This window comes from Methanococcus voltae, from assembly GCF_017875395.1.
Classification (GTDB): Archaea; AGJL01; Methanococci; order Methanococcales; family Methanococcaceae; genus Methanococcus; species Methanococcus voltae_C.
Genome location: NZ_JAGGMO010000002.1, coordinates 270,824 through 294,063, shown reverse-complemented (window position 1 = coordinate 294,063; position 23,240 = coordinate 270,824). Strand labels below are relative to the sequence as shown.

General features: G+C 29.3%; 21 protein-coding genes. 10 read left to right on the top strand and 11 right to left on the bottom strand.

The window, feature by feature from the left end; all coding sequences use genetic code 11:
• Positions 1-14: 14 nt before the first annotated feature.
• The gene (locus tag J2127_RS03730) at positions 15-1,235 is read left to right on the top strand and encodes a glycoside hydrolase family 57 protein (RefSeq protein ID WP_209732211.1); all 1,221 of its coding nucleotides are present in this window, start codon (positions 15-17) and stop codon (positions 1,233-1,235) included.
• Positions 1,236-1,337: 102 nt separating this feature from the next.
• Here the strand turns inward: J2127_RS03730 and J2127_RS03725 are convergent, their stop codons facing one another.
• The 5 genes from J2127_RS03725 to J2127_RS03705 form a co-directional block, all read right to left on the bottom strand.
• Entirely contained in the window at positions 1,338-1,898 is a 561-nt protein-coding gene (locus J2127_RS03725; RefSeq protein ID WP_209732208.1) for a double zinc ribbon domain-containing protein, read from the bottom strand.
• Positions 1,899-2,048: 150 nt separating this feature from the next.
• On the bottom strand, positions 2,049-2,537 hold the full coding sequence (locus J2127_RS03720; RefSeq protein ID WP_209732206.1) for a hypothetical protein: 489 nt from the start codon (positions 2,535-2,537) through the stop codon (positions 2,049-2,051).
• A gap of 385 nt (positions 2,538-2,922) precedes the next feature.
• Complete coding sequence (locus tag J2127_RS03715) at positions 2,923-3,456, bottom strand: 2-oxoacid:ferredoxin oxidoreductase subunit gamma (protein WP_209732204.1); 534 nt, start codon at positions 3,454-3,456, stop codon at positions 2,923-2,925.
• 92 nt (positions 3,457-3,548) lie between these two features.
• The gene (locus tag J2127_RS03710; RefSeq protein ID WP_209732202.1) at positions 3,549-4,349 is read right to left on the bottom strand and encodes a 2-oxoacid:ferredoxin oxidoreductase subunit beta; all 801 of its coding nucleotides are present in this window, start codon (positions 4,347-4,349) and stop codon (positions 3,549-3,551) included.
• Between the two features lie 176 nt (positions 4,350-4,525).
• Entirely contained in the window at positions 4,526-5,344 is an 819-nt protein-coding gene (locus J2127_RS03705) for a hypothetical protein (protein ID WP_209732200.1), read from the bottom strand.
• 251 nt (positions 5,345-5,595) lie between these two features.
• Between J2127_RS03705 and J2127_RS03700 the strand changes: the two genes are divergently transcribed.
• On the top strand, positions 5,596-5,865 hold the full coding sequence (locus tag J2127_RS03700; protein ID WP_209732198.1) for a LysO family transporter: 270 nt from the start codon (positions 5,596-5,598) through the stop codon (positions 5,863-5,865).
• A gap of 113 nt (positions 5,866-5,978) precedes the next feature.
• Complete coding sequence (locus J2127_RS03695) at positions 5,979-6,623, top strand: lysine exporter LysO family protein (RefSeq protein WP_209732196.1); 645 nt, start codon at positions 5,979-5,981, stop codon at positions 6,621-6,623.
• 139 nt (positions 6,624-6,762) lie between these two features.
• On the opposite strand, the gene J2127_RS03690 is transcribed toward J2127_RS03695, so the two are convergent.
• Positions 6,763-8,289, bottom strand: a complete 1,527-nt coding sequence (locus J2127_RS03690; protein ID WP_209732195.1) for a helicase HerA domain-containing protein — start codon at positions 8,287-8,289, stop codon at positions 6,763-6,765.
• A gap of 415 nt (positions 8,290-8,704) precedes the next feature.
• Here J2127_RS03690 and J2127_RS03685 point away from each other — a divergent pair, with 415 nt between their 5' ends.
• Both J2127_RS03685 and J2127_RS03680 read left to right on the top strand, forming a co-directional pair.
• A complete protein-coding gene (locus tag J2127_RS03685) occupies positions 8,705-8,935 on the top strand; it encodes a hypothetical protein (RefSeq protein WP_209732193.1) in 231 nt (76 codons plus the stop codon).
• Between the two features lie 350 nt (positions 8,936-9,285).
• On the top strand, positions 9,286-11,559 hold the full coding sequence (locus J2127_RS03680) for a DHH family phosphoesterase (RefSeq protein ID WP_209732191.1): 2,274 nt from the start codon (positions 9,286-9,288) through the stop codon (positions 11,557-11,559).
• Positions 11,560-11,757: 198 nt separating this feature from the next.
• On the opposite strand, the gene J2127_RS03675 is transcribed toward J2127_RS03680, so the two are convergent.
• The 4 genes from J2127_RS03675 to cbiM all read right to left on the bottom strand — a co-directional run bounded on the left by J2127_RS03675 (position 11,758) and on the right by cbiM (position 16,178).
• Positions 11,758-13,002, bottom strand: coding sequence for an ADP-ribosylglycohydrolase family protein (locus J2127_RS03675; protein WP_209732189.1), 1,245 nt, complete (start codon positions 13,000-13,002; stop codon positions 11,758-11,760).
• A 90-nt stretch (positions 13,003-13,092) separates the two neighbouring features.
• A complete protein-coding gene (locus tag J2127_RS03670; protein ID WP_209732187.1) occupies positions 13,093-14,394 on the bottom strand; it encodes an aldo/keto reductase in 1,302 nt (433 codons plus the stop codon).
• An 802-nt stretch (positions 14,395-15,196) separates the two neighbouring features.
• Entirely contained in the window at positions 15,197-15,553 is a 357-nt protein-coding gene (locus J2127_RS03665) for a PDGLE domain-containing protein (protein WP_209732185.1), read from the bottom strand.
• Entirely contained in the window at positions 15,546-16,178 is a 633-nt protein-coding gene (gene cbiM / locus J2127_RS03660) for a cobalt transporter CbiM (RefSeq protein WP_209732183.1), read from the bottom strand. The genes J2127_RS03665 and cbiM overlap by 8 nt, the downstream gene beginning before the upstream one ends.
• Before the next feature lie 800 nt (positions 16,179-16,978).
• Here cbiM and J2127_RS03655 point away from each other — a divergent pair.
• The 4 genes from J2127_RS03655 (at position 16,979) to J2127_RS03640 (ending at position 21,266) form a co-directional block, all read left to right on the top strand.
• On the top strand, positions 16,979-17,161 hold the full coding sequence (locus J2127_RS03655) for a hypothetical protein (RefSeq protein WP_209732181.1): 183 nt from the start codon (positions 16,979-16,981) through the stop codon (positions 17,159-17,161).
• A 398-nt stretch (positions 17,162-17,559) separates the two neighbouring features.
• Entirely contained in the window at positions 17,560-18,837 is a 1,278-nt protein-coding gene (trpB, locus tag J2127_RS03650) for a tryptophan synthase subunit beta (protein ID WP_209732179.1), read from the top strand.
• A 107-nt stretch (positions 18,838-18,944) separates the two neighbouring features.
• Positions 18,945-19,754: a tryptophan synthase subunit alpha gene (locus J2127_RS03645; RefSeq protein ID WP_209732177.1), complete on the top strand. Its 810-nt coding sequence runs from the start codon at positions 18,945-18,947 to the stop codon at positions 19,752-19,754.
• A gap of 207 nt (positions 19,755-19,961) precedes the next feature.
• Positions 19,962-21,266, top strand: coding sequence for a sodium-dependent transporter (locus tag J2127_RS03640; RefSeq protein ID WP_209732175.1), 1,305 nt, complete (start codon positions 19,962-19,964; stop codon positions 21,264-21,266).
• Positions 21,267-21,428: 162 nt separating this feature from the next.
• Here the strand turns inward: J2127_RS03640 and J2127_RS03635 are convergent, their stop codons facing one another.
• Entirely contained in the window at positions 21,429-22,115 is a 687-nt protein-coding gene (locus J2127_RS03635) for a peptidylprolyl isomerase (protein WP_209732173.1), read from the bottom strand.
• A gap of 469 nt (positions 22,116-22,584) precedes the next feature.
• Between J2127_RS03635 and J2127_RS03630 the strand changes: the two genes are divergently transcribed.
• Positions 22,585-23,232, top strand: a complete 648-nt coding sequence (locus tag J2127_RS03630) for a molybdenum cofactor guanylyltransferase (RefSeq protein WP_209732171.1) — start codon at positions 22,585-22,587, stop codon at positions 23,230-23,232.
• The last annotated feature ends 8 nt before the right edge of the window (positions 23,233-23,240 follow it).

Sequence of the window (23,240 nt, the reverse complement as noted above, 5' to 3'; positions counted from 1 at the left end):
AGGGGGCGAATTTAATGTATTTATCTTTTAATTTCGAAGTACACCAACCACATAGGTTAAATAAATTTATAAATAATGATATGGATTTATGGGGTAGATATATGGATATAAATCTAAATAGGGAGCTTTTTAAGACTGTATCCAAGAAATCATACTACCCTGCAAGTTATTTGTTGTTAGATCTAATAGATGAGCACGATATAAAGGTTTCATTTAGTATAACCGGTACCTTTATAGAACAAGCTTTAGAATACGATAATTATCTTTTGGACATCTTTAAAGATTTGGTTGATACTAAAAACGTTGAATTAATGACCGAAACATATTATCATTCCTTAAGTTGTTTTATTTCCGAAGAGGAATTTACTGACGAAATAAAAAAGCATCAATATATGACAAAGGATTTATTTAAATACGAACCAAAAGTTTTTAGAAATACTGAATTGATATATAATAACCGGGTTGCAAAAATAGTCGAAGATTTGGGTTTTAAAGGTATATTTACTGAAGGTGTAGACCGTGTTTTGGAATACGGTTCTCCAAACTACTTGTATAAGACCCTTTCTGGTTTAAAGGTATTACTTAGAAACTACAGTTTAAGTGATGATATTGGATTTAGATTTTCATCCAATGATTGGTCAGAATATCCTTTAACGGCTGAAAAATATGCAAGTTGGATAAATGGTTGCAATGGTGATTGCGTGAACCTTTATATGGATTATGAGACTATTGGGGAGCATCACACCAAAGAAAGTGGCATTTTTGACTTTTTGACAGCGTTACCCGAACAATTAGCAATGTTAGAAAACATAGAATACGCTACACCGTCTGATATATTAGACAATTGTAATTCACGCGGTATTATTAATGTATTTGAGCATAATACTATTTCCTGGGCAGATATGGAGCGAGACGCAAGTGCTTGGTTAGGGAACAAAATGCAGGATTTAGCCTTTCAAAATTTAGAAAGTTTAAAAAATTATATAAATTTCTTCGAGTACTCTAAAGAATCTCAGGAATATTTGCTGTATAAAAATTTGCAAACCAGTGACAACTTCTATTACATGTGTAATAAATCTTCGAGTGATAAGGATGTTCATAACTATTTCAGTCATTTTCAAAGCCCTTATGATGCTTACGGTATTTATTTAAATGCAATACATGATTTTAAAAATTATATAATCTTAAAATCTACTAATAATGAAATTATAGATGATATTTGGATAAAAAATTAAAAATTAAGAATAAAAACTAAAAAAAGAGATAATGCTATAAAATAATATAAAATACTATAAAAATAAGAAATAAATAAAGAATTAAAATAAATATAATTTAAATTATCTTAATTTTGCACCGCAGAATGGACAAACGAGCCATGTAGGGTCAACTTCTCTCCTACATTTTCTACATTTTGGAATAGTGTCTTCTTTTTTCTTCAATTCAATACCGCAATGTGTGCAATGTACCCAATCTGGTAAAACAGGCTTTGAACAACCTTTACAGAATTCTACATCCTCAAATACCATGTTTTCAATACTGGTACCGCAATGTGCACAATGTTCCCATCCTACATCAATAATGTTGTTACACTTATTACATAGTGTTAAACTGTTAAAGAATTTAATACCTAAAGTTCTTTTAACTTTTTCTAAAGTCACCATAGCTTCTCTTTTAATGACTTCATCCATATCATATGTTACGATATATTCCACGCTGGTTATAATTTCGTTTAATGACCTTTTGTCATACATGTCCATGTATTGAAATGATTCAGGTCTAGCTTCAGTAAGGTCAACTAATCTTTTTAAAGTAACTAATTTTGTAGCTGGAACGGCACTTCTAAGTCCCTTTATAATACTTGCTTTTTCTTCTTCGTTTAGGGGTATAACGGTAACCATAATAAGCCTCCAAGTTTTCACGTTATGGTTATTTTATATTTTTACTACTTCTTTATTACGACATAATTATTTAAATATCTATTTAATTAATTTCATGTTTCATGTATTTTTAATATGCGAATTTCCGTAATTAATTATACTTAGCAATACTTATCTGTAGTATACCTCTAATTCTCCTAAACTCATGATTTTAGGATAATAGTATTCTAAATTTCCATAATATTCACTTTTTGAAATATTGTTTAATTTTAAAACTTCAAAATTTTGTCTTTCAATTTCAAATTTATAGTACTTAATCATCCTACCTGAGTTGTTGTATTCTGATAATATCGTACATTTTTCAAGATTTTCAAATTCATTAGCTGAAAGCCAAACTATTTTACAAATATCTAATTTATTATTTCTATCTAGTTCATAATGTAATCTACTTCCTAATTCCAAAACGACTTGATTACATGTTAAATATACTTTTCCATCAGTTTCATAGGTTTCATGTGATACTACGCCCAATTCTTTAAGTTTATAATCGTAAGTTTCAGTTTTAGACTTTTCAGTCATAAATATGAATGGAATAGCGGTTAAAATTATAATGATTATTCCTATGAATATTATTGGTATTTGGGAATCTCTTGAAGCCATGGTTTCACAATTTGACTATTTTTTTAGTATACAATTAGTTATTCCATAATTTATTACACAAATCTATTACACTTATTTATGATTTTTAACATATATAATACTTACCTCGTCAATAAGTCATAATAAATAAACAAATTAAAGTAAATCATTTTTAAAGAGTAATTGGTAATAAAATAACCCTATAATCCACTAAGCTAAATAAAACAACTAAACTAAAATTTAAAATAAAATATAAGAAATATATAAAAGAATATAAGAAATATATAAAAGAATATAAGAAATATATAAAAGAATATAAGAAATATATAAAAGAATATAAGAAATATATAAAAGAATATAAAAATCCAAAATTAAAAAAAGATACTATTTAGGAATAATCTAGATATTATTGGATATAATCGTACCCTTTTTCAAATGCTAAGGTATTTTTCTTTTCCGTACCTTTTGGAACACTTTCTAAAAGCGCTTTTTTAACTATTTCCGGGTCTACATCTAATATTTTTGTTAAGGAGCCGAGCATAACAATATTTGCAACAATACCCAAACCAATTTCTTTATTTGCGATTTCGGTGAATGGGATTTTGTAAACCTTATTTTTTGATTCGTATTCTTCAGGAACACTTACAAGATCTTTATCGATTAAAATGGTAGCATTTTCTTTTATCTCTTCCCCATATTTGTCAAAAGCAGGTTGTGACATTGATATAAGTACATCAGGTAATATAACTTTTGGAAAATCTATTTCTTCCTCAGATATTACTACTTCGGACTTACTTGCCCCACCTCTAGCTTCTGGACCGTAGGATTGTGTTTGAACTGCGTTTTTACCGCCGTATAATGATATGGCTTTGCCCAATATAACACCGGCTAATATGATACCCTGACCGCCAAATCCTGAAAATCTTACTTCTTTTCTCATAATTTCACTCAATAGCTTAGTTATATTATTTAATAATATTATTTAATTAATATTATCTATTTAATAATTATTGCATTATTTAGGTTAATTACTTATAAATCCTGTAATTTTTTCAATTGTTCAATGTATTCTGGTTTTTCAATATCTTGGAATTCTCCAATAATAACTTTATCAATTAATTCTTCAGGACTCATTTTTTCAGCTTTAGCAGCTCTTAAACTACTATCTTTTAAGAATGTCATCATATCAGCAGGTTTCTTGGAAACGTTAAATCTACCGTAGTATGTAGGGCATTGTGAAACTACTTCGATGAATGCAAAACCTTTCTTTTCCATTCCTTTTTTGATTGAATTAGCAAGTTGTATTGGATGAGCTGTTGTCCATCTCGCAACATACGAAGCACCTGCAGCTTTTGCAACATTGCACAAATCTAATGGATTTTCGGGGTTTCCGTAAGGTGCTGTAGTTGCCTTTTTCTCGTGTGGCGTTGTAGGTGAGCACTGCCCTCCTGTCATACCATATATGTTGTTGTTAATGCAAATAACGGTCATATCAATATTTCTTCTACAACCATGTAAAAAGTGATTTCCACCAATTGCAGATGTATCCCCGTCACCTGTAAATACAACTACTTTTTTATCCTGTCTTGCTACTTTTGTCCCCAAAGCAAAAGCAATCGGTCGACCGTGAGTAGTGTGCAATGAATCACAGTTTAAATAGCCTGGAACTCTAGAAGAGCACCCAATTCCTGAAATTGCTATTATATCATCGGTATCTAATTTCTGCCTTTCCATAGCATTTATAAAACAGTTTAATACAATCCCATTTCCACAACCTGCACAGAATATGTGAGGTAATCTATCTTCACGCATATGTTTTATTGAAGGATGCACTTTATCACCATATTATGAATTAATCACTAAATGATACGAATAATTAATTTATACTTAAAATTAATAATTGAAATTAATAATTATATTTATGATAGTATGTAATATCATAACTTCCTTTAAATAATTAATTATCGTAAAAAAGTAAATGTTAAAAAATAAAATAATAATTTTATATATTACATATTTGCTGCAGCGTGGGATAATTCAAATATTGCACCACCCAAATCATTTCCAATGTCTTGTATTTCGTTAATTTCTAATTCTATATCCTTATCTTGGAATTTCACGGTAACAGGTAAATATTTGTATGTAAATTCTACTATTTCAAATGGTTTTGCAAATACTTCAAGTGCTATTAATCCAGAAAAGCCAGGTTTTGGCATATTTCCATTTGCGCCGTTGTTTTCAATTTCCATAGGTTGTGTAATAACCTTATTAACGTACATATCTTCGCTAATGGTTTTCAATATGTTAGATACAACTTCTTTTTCACTTTTCCCGAATCCCTTTAAAACAAATTTGGCATCAATATATCCATCTTCTACGAACTCATACATGTCATCTTCATCGTAAATTCCTTCTCTTAATTCTTCAAGTGTATATTCGATATCAGGTTTTGATTCAACAGAGTAACTAATATCGTATCTTGCTTGTATTTTGTTAAAAAATTCAATTATGTATAATAACAATTCCCCAAACTCTTTTGAGCTAACAGTTATTTTTGAAGGTTTCATTACTTCTAAGTCAGCACCTTGTTCTATACAAAATTTTATGTACTCTGTGAATGTTTCAAAGGTTAATTTCATTTCTAAAATTTTTGTATAGAATTTTGTACCATTATTTTTACTTTCATCAACTTCTTCATCGTAATCTTCAGATATTATTTCTAGTTTAGGGTATTTTTCTTTTAATTCTTTTAAAAATTTTTCATACATAACTTCTGTAATGTGTTCGTCGTTACTTTTAACTTCTTGAAAGGTTATGATTTCTATCATAATATGCCCCCTATTTAAATTAATATTTTGTAAATTGTTTTAAAATTATTATTTTATTGTTAGTTTATTGTTATTTTTTATCATTTTTACGAATATTTTCATTATTTTATTATTAAATGATAATTACTTCTGGAAATTATATATAATTATCTATATATATTTAAAGACATATACCTAAAAAACTAAATAAATATAATATAATTATATAAATTTTATTACATAAATTTAATTAAACACGAGGTAGATATCTTATGATAATCATGCTAATTTTGATATCTGGGGTATTGCTGGGCTATATCTTCAGAAAACAATTAAAGAACAAAAATTTATCCAACATTATAAATTTAACGTTAATTTTATTGGTATTTTTCATAGGCGTTTCCACAGGAAAAATGGAGACAAATGCAGTATCCACAGTTATAACTTCATTAGAATTTTGTCTTTTAACAATGTTTGTAACCTTGATAATTGCCACAGTTATAATGAATAAGATGAAAACACGTAAATTATCTAAAAATTAAAAAGAAAATAAAATAAAATAAAAAAAGAAAAATATTAAAAAATATTAAAAAATAGTAAACATATTAAAAAACTAAATAAAATAACCTAAGAATACAAATAAAAGGATGATTACATGATAAAATCACAATTCACGTCTAAAAATTCAACTCTAAAGAAAATAACAAATAAATTGTCATTTACTCATATTATGTTATTGGCTTTAATCATAGGGTATGCGGTAGGCAAATACACGACAATGGATTTTGCAAATACCTACGAGTTAATGCTCTATCTTATGGTATTTTTAATTGGAATAGACTTAGCAAAAAGTGATGGCTTAAAAAGTATAAGACATGTGGGTAAAATGGGCTTATTATTACCTGCAATATCAATATTTGGTGCATTTGTATCAGCAATAATTGCAATACCACTTTTAGGCATTCCTTTAAAGTACAGTATGGCCATATCTATGAGTTTGGGCTGGTACAGTTTAGCTGGACCTACAATAGTAACTTACTCAACAGAATTTGGACTTATTGCATTTTTAATGAATTTTATGAGGGAAATATTTACTATGGTAGGTTACCCGCTAGTCATAAAAAAATTTCCAAAGGATAGTGCTATAACATTGGGCGGTGCAACTTCAATGGACTCAACAATGCCCGTAGTGGCTAAATTTGGCGGTAATGAGTATACAATGCTTTCATTCGTACATGGGGTTATATTAAGCGCTTTAGTTCCGTTTATTTTGCCTTTAATACTAATGTTACCGATATAATTGAAATTTGAAATATTATACGATAAAAGTAATAATAAAATAGTAATAAAATAATAAAATAGTAATAAAATAATAAAATAAAAATAAAAATAACAAATATGTTTAAAAAGTTATTGTTATTTTATAATTAAATCTATAATTATAATTCATCCTCTTCATCTTCAAAAATACTTTTTCCCAAAGTTTTATTTGATAAATCATTTTCACTTTTTTCCCATAATTCATCAAACATTACGTCCTCACCGCCGTAAATTCCATTAAAACGGTTTACTTTTATAAGTGCAGGTATTTTAAGGCAAGGACCTAATACAATAGCTTCACCAACGTTTAAAGAAGGTAACTGTGCAATTAAATCTTCACTTAGACTTTCGGAAGCCTGTTGGATGTATCTTTGGTCTTTTGGTTCAATTATCTTTGAGATTATGAAATTATTACACTGTGAAAGTGCCTCTTGGTCTAATGTCTTAGGACGCTGAGAAACAAGGCAAATACCGACGCCAAACTTCCTACCTTCCCTAGCAATTCTAGAAATGGGCACTTTTGATTTTGTAGGTCTATTTTGAGGCACTATCAAATGCGCCTCTTCATATATTATAAATATCGGATTTGCAGTTTTTGTGCTCCAAAATGACTTTTTCCTGTCTTTTAATATTTCTTTTGAGAAATAAGATATTATTAAATCCGTACTTTCTTCATCAAGTTCGCTAATGTCCACAATGTTAATTCTATTTTCTTTAATGCCTGAAATAGGATTGTAGTTTATTGCAGTAATTTTTGATTTATACGCTAATAAATCTTCAAATCTCATTTTTAATGTTATTAAACTATCTAATTTGTTTTTATATTCATCCATATCTGCGTAAATTTCTATTCTAGTTATTATGGTATTTATATACTCTTCTACGCTATTAAATTCAACTTCTTCGTGTTCTTTATTTAAACCAAGTATTGCACGTCTACCAAATGACCTTTGAATAGATGCTGCAGGGTCTACACCCGCTAAATTCATAAGTGAATCAGGGTGCATATTGTAAATATTTATTTTTGGTTTAATTGGATTTATTTTTAAATCGGTGCTGTAACTTTCCATTTCCAAATATTCACGGTGCATATCAAAAACTATTATTGTGGCATTCAGTTTTTTAAACTGTTCCAATAAAACTGAAATCGTATTTGATTTACCTTGCCCTGTTATCGCTAAAACTGCCAAATGTCTAGAGCATAATTTATTTACATCTAAGGAAACACCTATATCTGATGATATCAATTTTCCAATTTCTAATTTGCCATTGGAAAATACTTTATCAAGTGTTACTTTAGAAGTCTTGTATATCTCGGTTAATGGCTTTGGGGGTCGTCTTGGTATTTGCATATTCTTAGTATCGCCCAAAATTTTTATTGATGAAATTGTGTAAATTTCATCTTCGCTTTCAAACTCTTTTATATTAGTAACTGCCCCATATTCTTTTAATTCGTTAGTAATCAAATTTCCACGAACTACATTTTCAATCATTCCCAATACTTCTGTTCCTTCATTATATATTGATACATACTGCCCTATTTCTGGAACATCGGATGAAATCATTTGTAATGCGTAGGAAGACGTTTCGCCTATTGTATATCCCAAAATTTTTAAATTATTAATTTCTGCATTATTTTGATTCATAATTACCCTCTTATTACATCATATATCGTCTATAATTATAATATCTTACTTAATTATAATTTATCTACTTATAAATAATCTATTTATTTAAATTTCTAAATAAAATATTTCTGATTCTAAAAATCTGCCCTTAAAAAGTAATCAAATGTAAATCAGATACCGAATGTAATTACATATCAAAAACTATATATGTTTTAGAAACAGTTTATAAAATATTGACTAAATAATTGAATAAAACCGTTTTTAGTTTGGAAAATCTAATATATGCGCGATATCTAAATTATAAAAAGGTTTTGAATTAAAAAGATTGGAGTAATACTTTATTGAAAATTTAGTAATTATCGTATTAATTATAAATAACGTATAAAGTTATTTGAAAATGGTATATGCCCATAAGCTTATTGGGGGATTCATTATGGCAAAAATTTCGAGTTTAGAACGTTCTAAGCTAGATAGACTTGCAATTGATATGTTAGTATCCGCCCCATTAATGGATGGGAAGGAAATGGAAGAAACGCTGGAACAATTAAAATACATGGCAATGTTAAAGTCTGGAAAAAGAAAAATAACTAAAGAATTAGATGGCTGGGCTTCATTAGCTTATTTGGAGTCTTTGGGTGAGGATGAGGATACAAAGTTTAAATAATTGTGTCTATCGTATAAAATAAACTTTAATTGAAAAATAATCAAAAATACTATTATTTATTTTACTTTATTTTAAGTTATTTTAAGTTATTTTACATTATTTTTTAATCTTTGGAAATATTTGAAAATGTTTTTAAGTAATTTTATATAATTTAAATGCTTTTTTTATTATGGCAAAATTAATAAATTTATAAAAATACCTATATATTCGAAATAACTATTTTAACTATAAGGTATAATATAAAAAATATAAAAATACAAGTGTATGTTAAAATATATGTAAAATTATATATTATATATGACGTACAGCGAGAGCATCACACGCGTGTATTAAATAATTTCAGGTGTAATATGATAAAAGATTGCAAAATATGTGGCGGTACCGGTAAAAAGGTTATAAAATACGACATATGCCCCGATTGTGACGGGACCGGTTACCAGGAAGAATTTGAGACCAAAAAACACTTTAAAGGCGTATCAAAAAATTCAAAATATGATTTTGATGATGCAGAAATACCTTGTTCAAAGTGTGAAGGGACCGGAAAAGTGCCAGTTTATGGATTATGTGAATTTTGTGAAGGAACTGGCAAAATTGTAGCATGTGATGAATGCGGGGTTGAAATAGGAAAATATCCTGACGATTCAAATAAAAAATTATGCAAAAACTGCCAGAAATCTCAAAAGGATGACCAAGAAAATAAAAAGGTAGTTTATGTTTTAGATGATTTTATAACTATGGAAGACCTTGAAGAAGGTAAGTTTTACAAGGGTAAAGTTTCAAGAGCTGAAAAATACGGGGTTTTTATTCAATTAAATGAAAAAGTTAGGGGATTATTGAGATTTAGAGAAGTTGTAGGTAGGAAAAACAGCGACTTTAAAATCGGTGATGAAGTAGTTGTACAGCTTTCAGAATTGAAACTTAGTAAAAGAGAAGTAGACTTTAGGTACATTCCAACAGCAGGTTATGAACTCAAGAAATTCGAAAAGCACTATGATTTAATACCTATCGCTCAAATATTCGAGAATGGTCTCGAAAATATGAAAGATAAAGTAATTAAAATCAGAGGGGAAGTTATCCAGGCAGTACAAACTCCAGGACCTACCGTATTCACTGTTACAGATGGTACTGAAGTAGGATGGGTTGCAGCTTTCGAAAGCGCAGGTGTAAGAGCTAATCCTGAAGTTGAACTCGGTTCAATCATCGAAGTGGTTGGTTCAGTTGGCGTGAGAGATGGAAAACTCCAAATCGAAAGAATGATGTTATCTTTACTCGAAGGAGACGAAGAAACCGCTGTAAAAGAGTCTATCGAACAACAGTTAGATAGGAAGTCAGAAGCTAAAAGTGACATCAAATTTTTAGTGGAAAGCCCAATCCTTGAAAAATTAAGACCTAAAATGGCAGATGTTGCCAAAAGAATTAGGCGTGCAATGTTGGATGGCAGACCTATCATATTAAGACATCACGCTGATACAGATGGTTATTCAGGAGGTATTGCCTTAGAAAAAGCAATTTTACCAGTATTGAATGAATTCTCATTAGATTCTGGAGCACAATGGCACTACTATAGAAGAAGTCCTTCAAAAGCACCTTTCTACGAATTAGAAGATGTAACAAAGGATATTATATTTTCATTAGAGGATTACATAAGATTTGGTCAAAAGATGCCTTTAGTAATACTCGTAGATAATGGAAGTACAAACGAAGATATACCTGCTATTTCAGAAATTAAAGCTTACGACGTTGAGGTTGTAGTTGTAGACCACCACTACCCTGGCGAAGTAGTTGACGGAAGAGCAGAAATTGATGATTACATCGATGCACACGTAAACCCTTACTTAGTTGGTGGAGACAGCAATTTAACAGCCGGTGCACTTGCGACAGAAGTGGCAAGAATGATAAATGACGATGTAACCGATATAATTAAACACTTACCTGGTGTAGCAATGGTTGGTGACCACGCAAGTGGTGAAGAAGTAAAACAATACATAAAACTAGCTTTAGAAACCTTAACTGAAAACAGTAAGATCGCTTCAGCTAAAGAATTCACACTCGAAGATTTACAAAAAATAGCACTTTGTATGGACTTCGAAGCATTTTACTTAAAATTCATGTCTGGAACTGGAATTGTGGATGACATACTCGCAATAAATAAGGAAGAATTTGCAAGACATGAGCGATTAATCAACATATTATACCATAGGGCTATGAAAATGGTTGACAGACAAATGAAAAGCGTTATACCAGCCATTAAAACAAGGGAACTTTCAAACGGTATTTTATTAAACGTTATTGACGTAGAAAAATACGCACACAAGTTTACATTCCCAGCACCTGGTAAAACATGTGGTTTTGCACACGATAGTATCGTACAAGAACACGGCGAAGAAAAACCAATCGTTACTCTCGCATACGGTCCAGATTTCGGTGTAGTAAGAGCAACAGACGCAGTAAGTGAAACATTTAGCTTCAACTTGAATTTGATTGTAACACAGTTAATGGAAGAAATACCTGAATCTTCACTTGATGGTGGAGGACACGAATGTGCAGGAAGTCTTAAATTCGTTGAAGGACTTAGAAGCAAGGTATTGGATAGATTCTTTGAAATTGTAGAATCAATGAAATAATCCAATAATAATCTAATAAAAATAAGAATATAACATAAAATTAATAAACTTAATAAACTTAATAAAAATATAAAATAAGAATAATAATGGATAACTAGATAAATTAATAAATATTCCAGATATTTATTTTTATTATCCTGAATTAAATTATCTTTTTTCAAAATTTAAAATTTAAAATTTAAACTATTAAATAGTTGATTAATCCATAACTTTTAAGTTATACAAATTAATCGATGTATTTATTATATGTTCGTGATTTGATAGTTCATCTATCCATTTTTTAGGAATTGCATTAAATCCGTAATAGGTACCTGCAAGTGCTCCACACATACTGCCTATACTATCAGTATCTCCGCCTGCATTTATTGAATTTAATAAAGATGATTCAAAACTATTGCTTATCATAAAGGAGAATATTGCAGAAGGTACTGCTTCAATAGCGTTAATTCCAGTACCTAATTTATCATAACCTTCCACTATAACTTTTTTATCATAATTGTTATTGTGAGCATTTTCACAAATTTCTAAGATATCAATGATTTTTTCAGAAAATTCAATCGAGGTATCGATTAATAAATGACTACAATCTTCAATTGTTTGCTTAAATTCGGGGTATTCAAACGGTCTTTTAATGTCCCTTTCTCCGATAAATAATATTGGGTCATACCCTTTTTCCATACGTTTTTTATTAATTATATTTTTATTATATTCTATAATTTTAGAATATGTGGAATGACTAGCCTCAGGATGTTCATATTGTGAGATGTCATTTTCTTCTAAATCCTTATTTAAAAAGGCTCCCACGTCTTTTTCGTAGACGTCCCGCAATTTATCAATAGCAACTAAACCATCATCAGACCCGCCCTTCTCAAATCTATATTTATCATAGGTATTGTGTGCAATACCATGCACTAAGCACTTTGAAACCACGAACGAAATGGAAAGAGCTCCTGCTATTGCATTAGGATTATTATGAGTTAGTTTCGTGACTGAAATACTTTTTTCAACTAATTTACTTAAATTATCAAAATAAAATAAACCCAATGGAGCTGTTCGCATGGCAGAACCACAAGTTTCAGAGGGCATTCCATTTTTAATCCCTTTTGACAAATTTTCAAGTGCTTTGCTACTCGTAGGTCCAATACCTATGGGATTGTGGTTGTACCAATAGAGCAAATTTTCAATAAATTTATCTTCATTATATCCATTCTTATCAAAAGCATTCGCAAGTGCTAAAGTCTGCTCGGTATCGTCAGTATAGTCGCCTGCTTTTAATACACCTTTAAATTTATTTATGGGGTCGATATATCCGCTTATTCCCCCCATTTCTTCAATCTGTGACCTTGTAAACCATTCTACAGGCATACCTAAAGCATCACCTATCGATAATCCAATGATACAGCCTTTAAATTTATCTTCGTATGCTTGGGATTTGTCCACCATAAAATCACTTCTTTTAATTGATAATTACATAATTTATATAATATAATTGATATTCGAGATTATATTAAATTTTTGATATTATTTTTTTAATCATCTAATCATATCATTATTTAACAGGTATTTTATTAATTCAACCTTGTATTCGTAATATTCTTCATTTCCCTCAAATTCTAAAGCTACATTTTTTAATAAATTTGGAATATCCAAATGTTGAGGGCATTTCTCAATACATTCATTACATTCAATACATCTTGAAGCATTTTTCCAAACACCATTCACGCCCCCTATATCTTTCATATAGTCCAATTTAGCGTAATAAGCTCTTATATTATCTTTTTCATCTTCAAAAATATGTTTATCATTATATAGTTCAAATATTCTAGAAATAGCGACGTCTCCAGTACATGGCATACAATAATTACAATCAGTACAATTTATTTTTGTTTTATCATCGTAAATTCTAGCTATTTTGGAAATAACCGAATTATATTTTAAAATTGATTCAGAATCTCCATATATATTATAATTTTCCAAATCAAAATTGTTGGCCAATTCAACGTTTTCAACTAAATGAGGCATGTAATTCATACCCGAAAGAACGCAGGTAATTTCAGGATGCCCCCAAAGCCAATTAAAAGACCAATCAACAGGATTTGATGAGTTAATAGGATTATTATAACTATCATAATTATTTTGGTACTCGTCCATTATTTTTTTAACCTCTTTAGGTACTTTATATACTAATTTCCCACCTCTAAGCGGTTCCATAATAAAAATACCCATATTTTTGGATTTTGCATATTCAAGACCTTTTTTTGTAATCTGTGTATTTTGGTCGATATAATTATATTGGATAAGGCAGACATCCCAATCATAAGCGTCTACAATTTTTTTAAAGGTTTCATAGTCTTCATGGGTTGAAAATCCTGTATTTTTAATTTTTCCTTCTTTTTTTGCTTTTTCTAAAAATTCAAATACGTCTAACGATTTTAATTTTTCCCAACTTTGTTTTGTAATTGCGTGAATCAAATAGTAGTCAATATAATCCGTTTTCAACTTTTTAAGCTGTTTATCTAAGTAATTTTCCAAATCTTCAATAGTTTTTAGTTCATTCCCACCTTCAATTGGGGAACCAAGGGATAATTTTGTAGAAATCTTTACTTTATCCCTTAGGTTATGTTTTTCAAGAATTTCTCCTACGAAGGATTCGCTATTACCATTATGGTACGGTACTGCAGTGTCTATAAAATTTACACCATTTTTTATTGCATAAACAAATAATTCTTCGGCTTTTTCCTCATCTATTTTTCCATAATATTCAGGTAGCCTCATCGCACCAAAGCCCAAAATAGATATTTTTTCCCCATTTTTTGGTACAGTCCTATAATACATAATTTCCCCCAAAAATATCGTATTATTTTTTAAAAATTATTAAATAATTCATTCATTTAATCAAACATTTTAATATATAAACATTTTAATATACTATATATTTTTGAACTTATTTATGTTATTATATAGGATTATGGAAAATATAATTTTAAAATAATATTCTAAAAGGGATAATAAATTATTAATATTTTTAACATACGAATAATAAAAATTAAAAAAAAGTATTACTAGGTATTTATTAAAAATTATTTTGAAGATAAGATATATTTAAAATTGAATTGCACATACATTTTTAATTTGTGGTATGTCGTAGTTGTGTGTTTGATATAATATTTAATGTAATGTTTAGTGTTATGTGTTATATGTGTGTTATATGTGTTCGTGTTTTATTGACTAATCATGCGTATTTTTTATGTGATTACCGATTTTGATTTTGTGACTAGTTATGTGTTTGACTTTTTTTTGACTTATTGACTATGTGACTATTGACTAATATGACTACTTATTTAAGTATCATTTTATGGTGTTTATGTTTAGTTGTAGTTATGTTAGGTTACGTTTAATTGTTAAATGTAGTATATTTATGTGGTATATTTTTCATGTAACTTAAATACTATAGGAGTGATGAGATGTTGATTTAATTTTTATTCTTATTTCTTACTATATTTTAGTATATTCTTATTTTTATTATTTTATTGAGCAATATGTTACTATGCCCCATACTAACACCCACTAGTATAGAGCATAAGTTATCATATTACAAACTATGGTAGCTATTTAGGTTTTGAATTGAATTATTAAATTAATTGGCAATTTGTTCTTTTTTCTTTAATATTGCAGCTACTCCGTAACCCAATACCATCATTAGAAGAATACCAATCAACATGGCAGCTATTTCACCGATTTTATCCATTCCAGGAATTGCATAATCTGCGAAAGGTGAAGGAGCTACTGTACCTTCTTCTTCCAAACCAATTTCCTGTAAGTTACTTTCGAGTGCGTTACCATTGATTATTTTTCCCGCAGCACTTTCTAAACCATCAGGGTCACCTGAAGCGATGAAAGGTGCTAATATTCCAATAATAAGGGCGATAATTAAACCACCCATTATAAATTTGCTATTTTTTGAGTTTGTACCTGCTGAGTTCCCATTACTCATTTTTACCACCTGTCCACTTCAACATGTCAGGTCTTGCAGATGCAATGTAACCCAATACAACTGCAGTAATTACGCCCTCAATTAATCCAATAATGGCGTGATACAAACCCATAGCACTTAATCCCGCAACTAATGGGAATGTTCCTGCAATAGTTAATTCTAATGAACATACTATTGCACTTGTGAATAAGGCTAACCAACCACCTACGAAAGCAGCGATTGATATTCCCCTGCTTCTTAAGCTTTTGAACGCATAATATCCAACAAAGGCACATATTACGCCCATGTTAAATATGTTTGCACCCATTACCAATATTCCTCCATCTGCAAAGAATAAACCTTGTATAAGCAATACAAGAGCTAACAATAAAATACCTGCGTATGGACTGTCGAATATCATAGATGCCATAGCGGCACCCACCATGTGACCACTCGTTCCCATTCCAATAGGAACATTTATGGCTTGAATCGCGAAGATTCCTGCACCAAGAACTGCAAATAACGGTACGGATTTTTCATCCATATTGTTTTTTGCCCACTTGATGGCTAATGCAACAAATATAATGGATATTATCCAAAATATTGCACTTTCCCATGTTGGAATAAATCCGTCTGGTATGTGCATATCTAACACCTCAAAGATATGCCAAAATGATAAATTAGCTAATACTCTACAATATTTTTAATTGAATATTAGATAATATTGTTTTTATTTTAGTTATTTATTTATCGACATCATAAAATATTAATTAAAATATTATTATGATAAAATATCTTTCGATAAAATATCATTTTGGTAATTTATGCTATTATTTTTTAATTTAGTATATATTATCTGTTGTACGTCTATATTTGCATGTTAATTATATTGTATATTAAATATTAGAGAGTTTTATTGTTTTATTGTATATTATATTAGTTTGGAGGTAGTATTTTGATACTACAACAATGTTTATCGTTTATTTTTAATATTTATTTTTATATGTTGATATATTTTAATATTTAAGTATTTTTTGTATCCTAATTTTACTATGAAGTCGTATTTCATTATTTAGTTGTCATACTTAATTGGTATGTTACAGTAATACTTATTTTAAAAAAATATTACGTATAATATGTTAGCATATTTTAGTATATATAATTTTCTTTTTTGTATTACCTATTCATAATAATTTTAAAATAATATTACGATTAAATAAAATAGTTCGATAACTTATATACAATTTATGTATATTAATATACAATTTAGGTTTAACAATAATAATGTATTACACGCCATAATACGTTATAATAAATTATAATACACTATAATAAATTATAATAAAATTATAGTAAAATTATAAATCATAATAAAATATATATATTAAAATATCTATAGTGAAAATAAATCTAAAAAACGAATATAACATATTGATGGTAGAAACTATGGAATCGAACATAAAAGTAATGTTAAAAAGTAAGCTGAAGGCCGAAGTTTCAAAGAAAACGTCAGTAATGCCTTTATCAAAAGTATCGAAATTATCAATATTATCAACTGTATCAACAGTATCCAATTTATTTTCAAATAGTGTAAACTCTAACGCTTTTTTATTCCAGTGGTGGCACTAACTACTTATCGCTATAGTAATAGCAAGGTTATGTGCAAGAAGTCCCTGAGTAGTATCAATAGTATATCAATAATCTATTAATCGAAGTTATCTGATATGTTAATTTTATGATTTAATGTATATATTCATTGTATTATATATCTAAATGAATGAATAAGTGAATTATTAAATCAAGAAGTATAATCAATCAGATGTAAATCTACCTAGATGATGATATCGACTTTTTTGCAATTATTAAACTACGATGAATTGTTAACTTATTAATCTATCAAAATAAACTTGTCAAAATTATTAAGTTATTAAAATTATCAAGTTATTACGCAATATTCAATTATATGGCAACTATCTCTAAAAATTAAAAATAATATCAAAAAAATGAAAATTAAAAATGGTGAATTTATGAAAAATGATAACACTAAAAACACTAAAAACACTCAAAAAAGACAATCAAAAAATTTAAAAAGCCTCGAAGATTACATTGACGCTGAAAATGGAAAATTCGGAAAATTCGGAGGTTTTGGTGGTCAATACGTACCTGAAACAATGATTCCAGTACTTGAAGAACTTGAAGAGCAGTATTTCCAATACCGGGATGATGAAGATTTTCAAAATGAGCTTACGTATTATTTAAAGCAATATGCAGGTAGGGAAACGCCCCTTTATTATGCAAAAGAATTAACCGAGAAACTTGGCGGTGCCAAAATCTACTTAAAAAGAGAGGATTTATTGCACGGTGGTGCCCACAAAACAAATAACACATTAGGTCAAGCATTACTTGCTAAAAAGATGGGCAAAAAAAGATTAATTGCTGAAACTGGTGCAGGTCAACACGGTGTTGGTACTGCAATGGTTGGAGCACTATTTGGTTTAAAAACAGAAGTTTTTATGGGTAGAATCGACGTAGAAAGACAACAACCAAATGTTTCAAGAATGGAATTAATGGGTGCAAAAGTAACCCCTGTCGATGAAGGTTCAAAAGTTTTAAAAGATGCCGTAAACAAGGCTTTGGAAGAATTCGTTAAGAATTTTGCAGATACGCACTATTTGGTTGGTTCAGTGGTTGGACCTCATCCTTTCCCTTTGATTGTAAGGGATTTCCAATCTGTAATTGGTAAAGAAGCTAAAAAACAAATAATGGAACAAGAAGGTAGATTACCAGACCATTTGGTGGCTTGTGTTGGTGGTGGAAGTAATGCAATAGGTTTATTCCACGCCTTTTTAAATGATAAAGATGTCACAATGACTGGTGTAGAACCTGCAGGAAAAGGTTTGGATACAAAAGAGCACGGTGCAGCAGTTACTAAAGGCAAAAAAGGAGTATTCCACGGTATGATGTCATATTTCATGCAAAATGATGACGGTCAGATTGAAGAAGCATACAGTATTTCCGCAGGATTGGATTACCCTGGAGTTGGTCCAGAACATGCGCACTTAAACGATATTGGAAGAATTCAGTACACTGGAGCAACTGATAAGGAAGCTTTAAATGCGTTTAAAACACTCTGCCAATGCGAAGGAATTATTCCAGCAATGGAGTCATCACATGCCATAGCTCATGCGATGAATGTAGCCGGAGAAATGGATAAAGATGAAATAATGGTTGTTAATTTATCAGGTAGGGGCGATAAAGACTTAGATAACGCTTTAAAACACTTAAAAATGTATGATATGATTTAATTTATAAAATAATATCAATTAATATCAATTAATATCTTTTAAATCATATTTTTAATTTATTTACTTATTTAGTTACTTATTTATTAATTTAAAATTACGGTGATAGCATGGAATCAATTCAAATTACAAAAAAAGAATCAGAAAAACCCGAATTAAAATCGAAAGAAGTATGCGAATATTATTATTCTTATGTTTTAGGATATCCAAATATGCAGGAATCTGCAAAATTATTAAATAATTTAATAAATTCAGAAACCGGCGAAAAAAACGTAAATTTTGTATTAAAAATACCTTTCAGTGACCCCGGAGCAGAAACTGACGCAGAGAAGTATTTATGCGAAGAAGCTTTAAAAAATGGTTTTGAAGTCAAAAAAATGTTTGATGAATTAAAAAACATTGATTTTAGCAAGAAAAATAAAACTGTACTTTACACGTATTACAATATTGCATACGTAAAAGGTTTAGATAACTTTATAAAAACTATTAAAGAAATGGGCTTTACGCATATTCATATCCCGGATATACCTTATAAAGAATCCGAGGAATTATTGAATATCTGTGAAAAATACGGCTTAAAACCAATACTAGCGATATCTCCAAACTTGGATGAATCAAAAATAAAAATAATAAATGATAAAATAAAATCGCTCGACGGAATGTTGTTATTGAATTTAACGACCGGCAATATGATGGATATATTTAATACTGAAATCATGGCTTCGCACATGGAAAACATTTCAAATATTTGCGATTGTGAAACAATTGTAAATTGTATGTTTGAAAGTGAATTAGTTGATAAATCACATGAGTACTTCGAAGGTACGCTTGTATCAGACAATTTAGCACTTTTATTGAAAGAATATATTTTAGATGAAAAAATAGAATTAAAAATTATGGATTATTTATTAAAAAAATAAACTTTTAAAATGAAATTATAAACACTAATAAATAATACTTAAAAAATAAATAAATATAATGTAAAATTAATGAAGTTTTTTATAATTTAATATAAAAAGTCATTTAAATTATAACTATATTAAAATATATTATCAAGAAAATAATTTTTAATTTTTAATTTTTTTAAAATAGTATTTAAATAATCTTCAATTGAAAAGAGGTTTTAAATGACTCGTGAAACTTGGAATTCTAAAAGGGGATTTATTGCAACTGCAATTGGTTCAGCAGTAGGTTTGGGCAATATATGGATGTTTCCATGGAGAGTTGGAACCGAAGGTGGAGCAGCATTCTTAATTCCTTATATTATATTGTTAGTATCAATTGGTATTGTAGCGTTAACCGTAGAATGGACATTAGGTAGAATGACGAAAGGCGGTCCAGTGGTAGCTTTCGAGAAGGCAGGACTCCCATTTGGTACATATTTCGGAATGTTAGCTAATTTTACAATGTTTTTAGTTTTTGCATTTTATTCCCTTATTATAGGTTGGATGATAATGTACTTATCAAATATGCTATTTGGAGGTTTAAGTGCAGTTGACGCAGGTCAATTTTTAGCGTCTCAGGCATTTAGTCCATCGATGGCAATGTGGCAATTTGTAGGGATAGCCATAACGATTTTTATCGTTTCTAAGGGTGTAAAAAGAGGTATAGAGAAAGCAAATAATTTTATGACGCCAGTGTTATATGTTTTGCTTATACTCTTAACAATAAACAGTTTAATGTTACCGGGAGTTAACGAAGGGCTTTCATTTTACTTATTACCCGATATGGAAAAGCTATTTAGTCCAGGAACTTGGATGATAGCATTATCACAGATGTTCTTCTCACTGAGCTGTTTAGGTACAACAATGGTCGTTTATGGTAGTTATCTAAAAGAAAAAGAAGATATACCCGTTTCAGCAGTTGTAACGGCTTTTGGTGATACACTTGTGGCATTTTTAGCAGGTTTAATCATTTTCCCAGCTGTATTTTCATTTGGATTTGCACCGGAAGCAGGACCTACTTTAATATTTGCAATCTTGCCAGAAGTATTCCAACAAATGCCGGGCGGTTTATACATTGGAATTTTGTTCTTCCTAGCTTTATTGTTTGCAGGAATTACTTCGTCAGTTTCCATGCTAGAGGTTTGTGTTGAAGCGGTAATGTCAAAAACAAATATTAGCAGAACTGTAGCAGCTATAGGTTTAGGTTTAGCGGTATTTTTAGTAAGTTTACCTTCCCTTTTAGGTGTAACTTTATTTGGAATGCCATATTTTGACTTTATAATCTACATATCGACAGTACTTATTGGTCCTTTAGGTGCATTACTTGCAGCAATCGCACTAGGTAAAATCGGTATTGATAAGGCATATGAGCATATACAACGTGGCGCAAGTGTAAAAATTCCTAAATTATGGAAGCCTTGGGCAAAATACTTTTACCCCATAGTAGTGCTCGTAATCTACTTGTACACTTTGGTAAATGGCGGATAAACTATAATGAAATGAAATATAATATAATATAATATAATATAATATACTAAAATAATGAAAATAATAATAAAAAATAAAATAGGATATAATATAAAATATATTTAAAATAAGAATAAAAATAAAAAAATAAGACAAATAATTAAATTAAATTACTTAACTCAATTATTCTTTTTCTTCTTTTCTTTTTACAAAAGTGTCTACTAATGAAACTTTTTCAACATCTAATCTTTTCATTAATTCGTTTGCAATTCCTAATTTAGCCATTTGAATATTTTCAATGAATGCAGCTTTTTCAGGGAGTGTTACAGTAACTGTTGATTTTGTAACTTTTGCTTTTAATTCATCAGCTTTTAATTGTGGCATGAATAATTTTACAACTTCTTTTGCAATATCTTCTTGCTCTGAAACTACTTCTTCAACTTTAACTTTGTAGTTTACTGTTTTTCCAGCTAATTCGTGGTTGAAGTCCACTAAGATTCTACCGCCGTTTACACTTGCGATTTTACCAACTTTACCGTCTAAGTTTACGGACATTCCTTGAATAGGTTGTACGTTGTGTTTCTTGAATTCTTTTGCAGGTACAATTTTAACTAATGATGAGTCTCTTTTACCGAAAGCGTTTTCAGGAGCTAATTCAATTTCTCTTTCTTCTCCTACTTCCATTTCAACTACAAGGTCATCTAAACCTTTTAACATCATTCCTTCACCGGCAGGTATTGTAACAGGTCCATATACCATTTTAGGGTTGTGAATTCCGTTTTCTGTTGCTAACTCTTCGTTAGTTGTGTCGAATAATTTACCGTCGGTGTATCCTTCATATGAAATTTTTACAAAGGTTCCTTTTTCCATAAAAAATCACCAAATTTTTCTATATTTAGTTTTTTGTGTTTTAATGTTATCATACAATAATTTTGCATCGATATCGCATTTTATTGTATTTTATGAAATTTTATTTCATATTTCATATTTATATCCTATTTAGAATATTTTTATTAATTACAAACTAATAATTTAATAATTACATCATACCCATTTAAATATGTTTTGTATGATAAATAGGATTATTGACAATTCAATCGTTTAGACTGTCTAATTTAAATTAATTTAAAAAACAATATTACTTCAATTTCTTGGTATATAAATTTTTGTTAAGGTTATCAAAACTATTGATATAGCCATATATAAATAAAGAAAGTATTCTATATATGTATAGACATAAAAAATTACATATGTAGTACAAAAATCAAAATACGAATAAAAGTGCAGTAAAATACAATAAAATACAATAAAATAAGAATAATTGGAAAGATAGATAGTTATGATTTCAGCGATTATATTATCCGGCGGTAAAGCTTCAAGAATGGGTGGCGAAAAGTCTTTTAGGAAAACACCTAATGAAAATAAGTATCTAATCGAAAAGGTTGCCGATATCTTAGTTGATATGAATTTACCGTTCGTTACAGTATTTAAAAACCCCAAATTTATGAATGATAACACGGAAGAACTTGAAAAACAGACTTATTTTAAAAATAAATACAAACAGCCGATAACTTGGGATACTGTAGAAGGAAAAGGTCCCTTAATCGGAATATATGAAGGTATGAAAATCTCAAAAGGAGATTGGATATTAGTATTGCCTTGTGATATGCCTTATATCTCAAAAAAAGCCATTAAAAAGTTAATTAGCAATGTGGAACTTGCCGAAAAAGGTGGAAACGATTGTATAGTTCCAAAACATAAGAATGGGTTTATAGAACCTCTTTTTTCATTGTATCATATATCTTCGATTAAAAAACTTGAAACTATTGTTAATGAAATTAAAGAATCAGGAAAATCTGCTCCTATTAGGTTATTAATAGATAGTTTAAATCCTCTTTATGTAGATGCTCACGAAATAGACATAAATCAAAAAACTTACGTAAATATAAACACATTTGAAGATTTCGAGAGTTTGAAGAAAATTTAACACGTGTA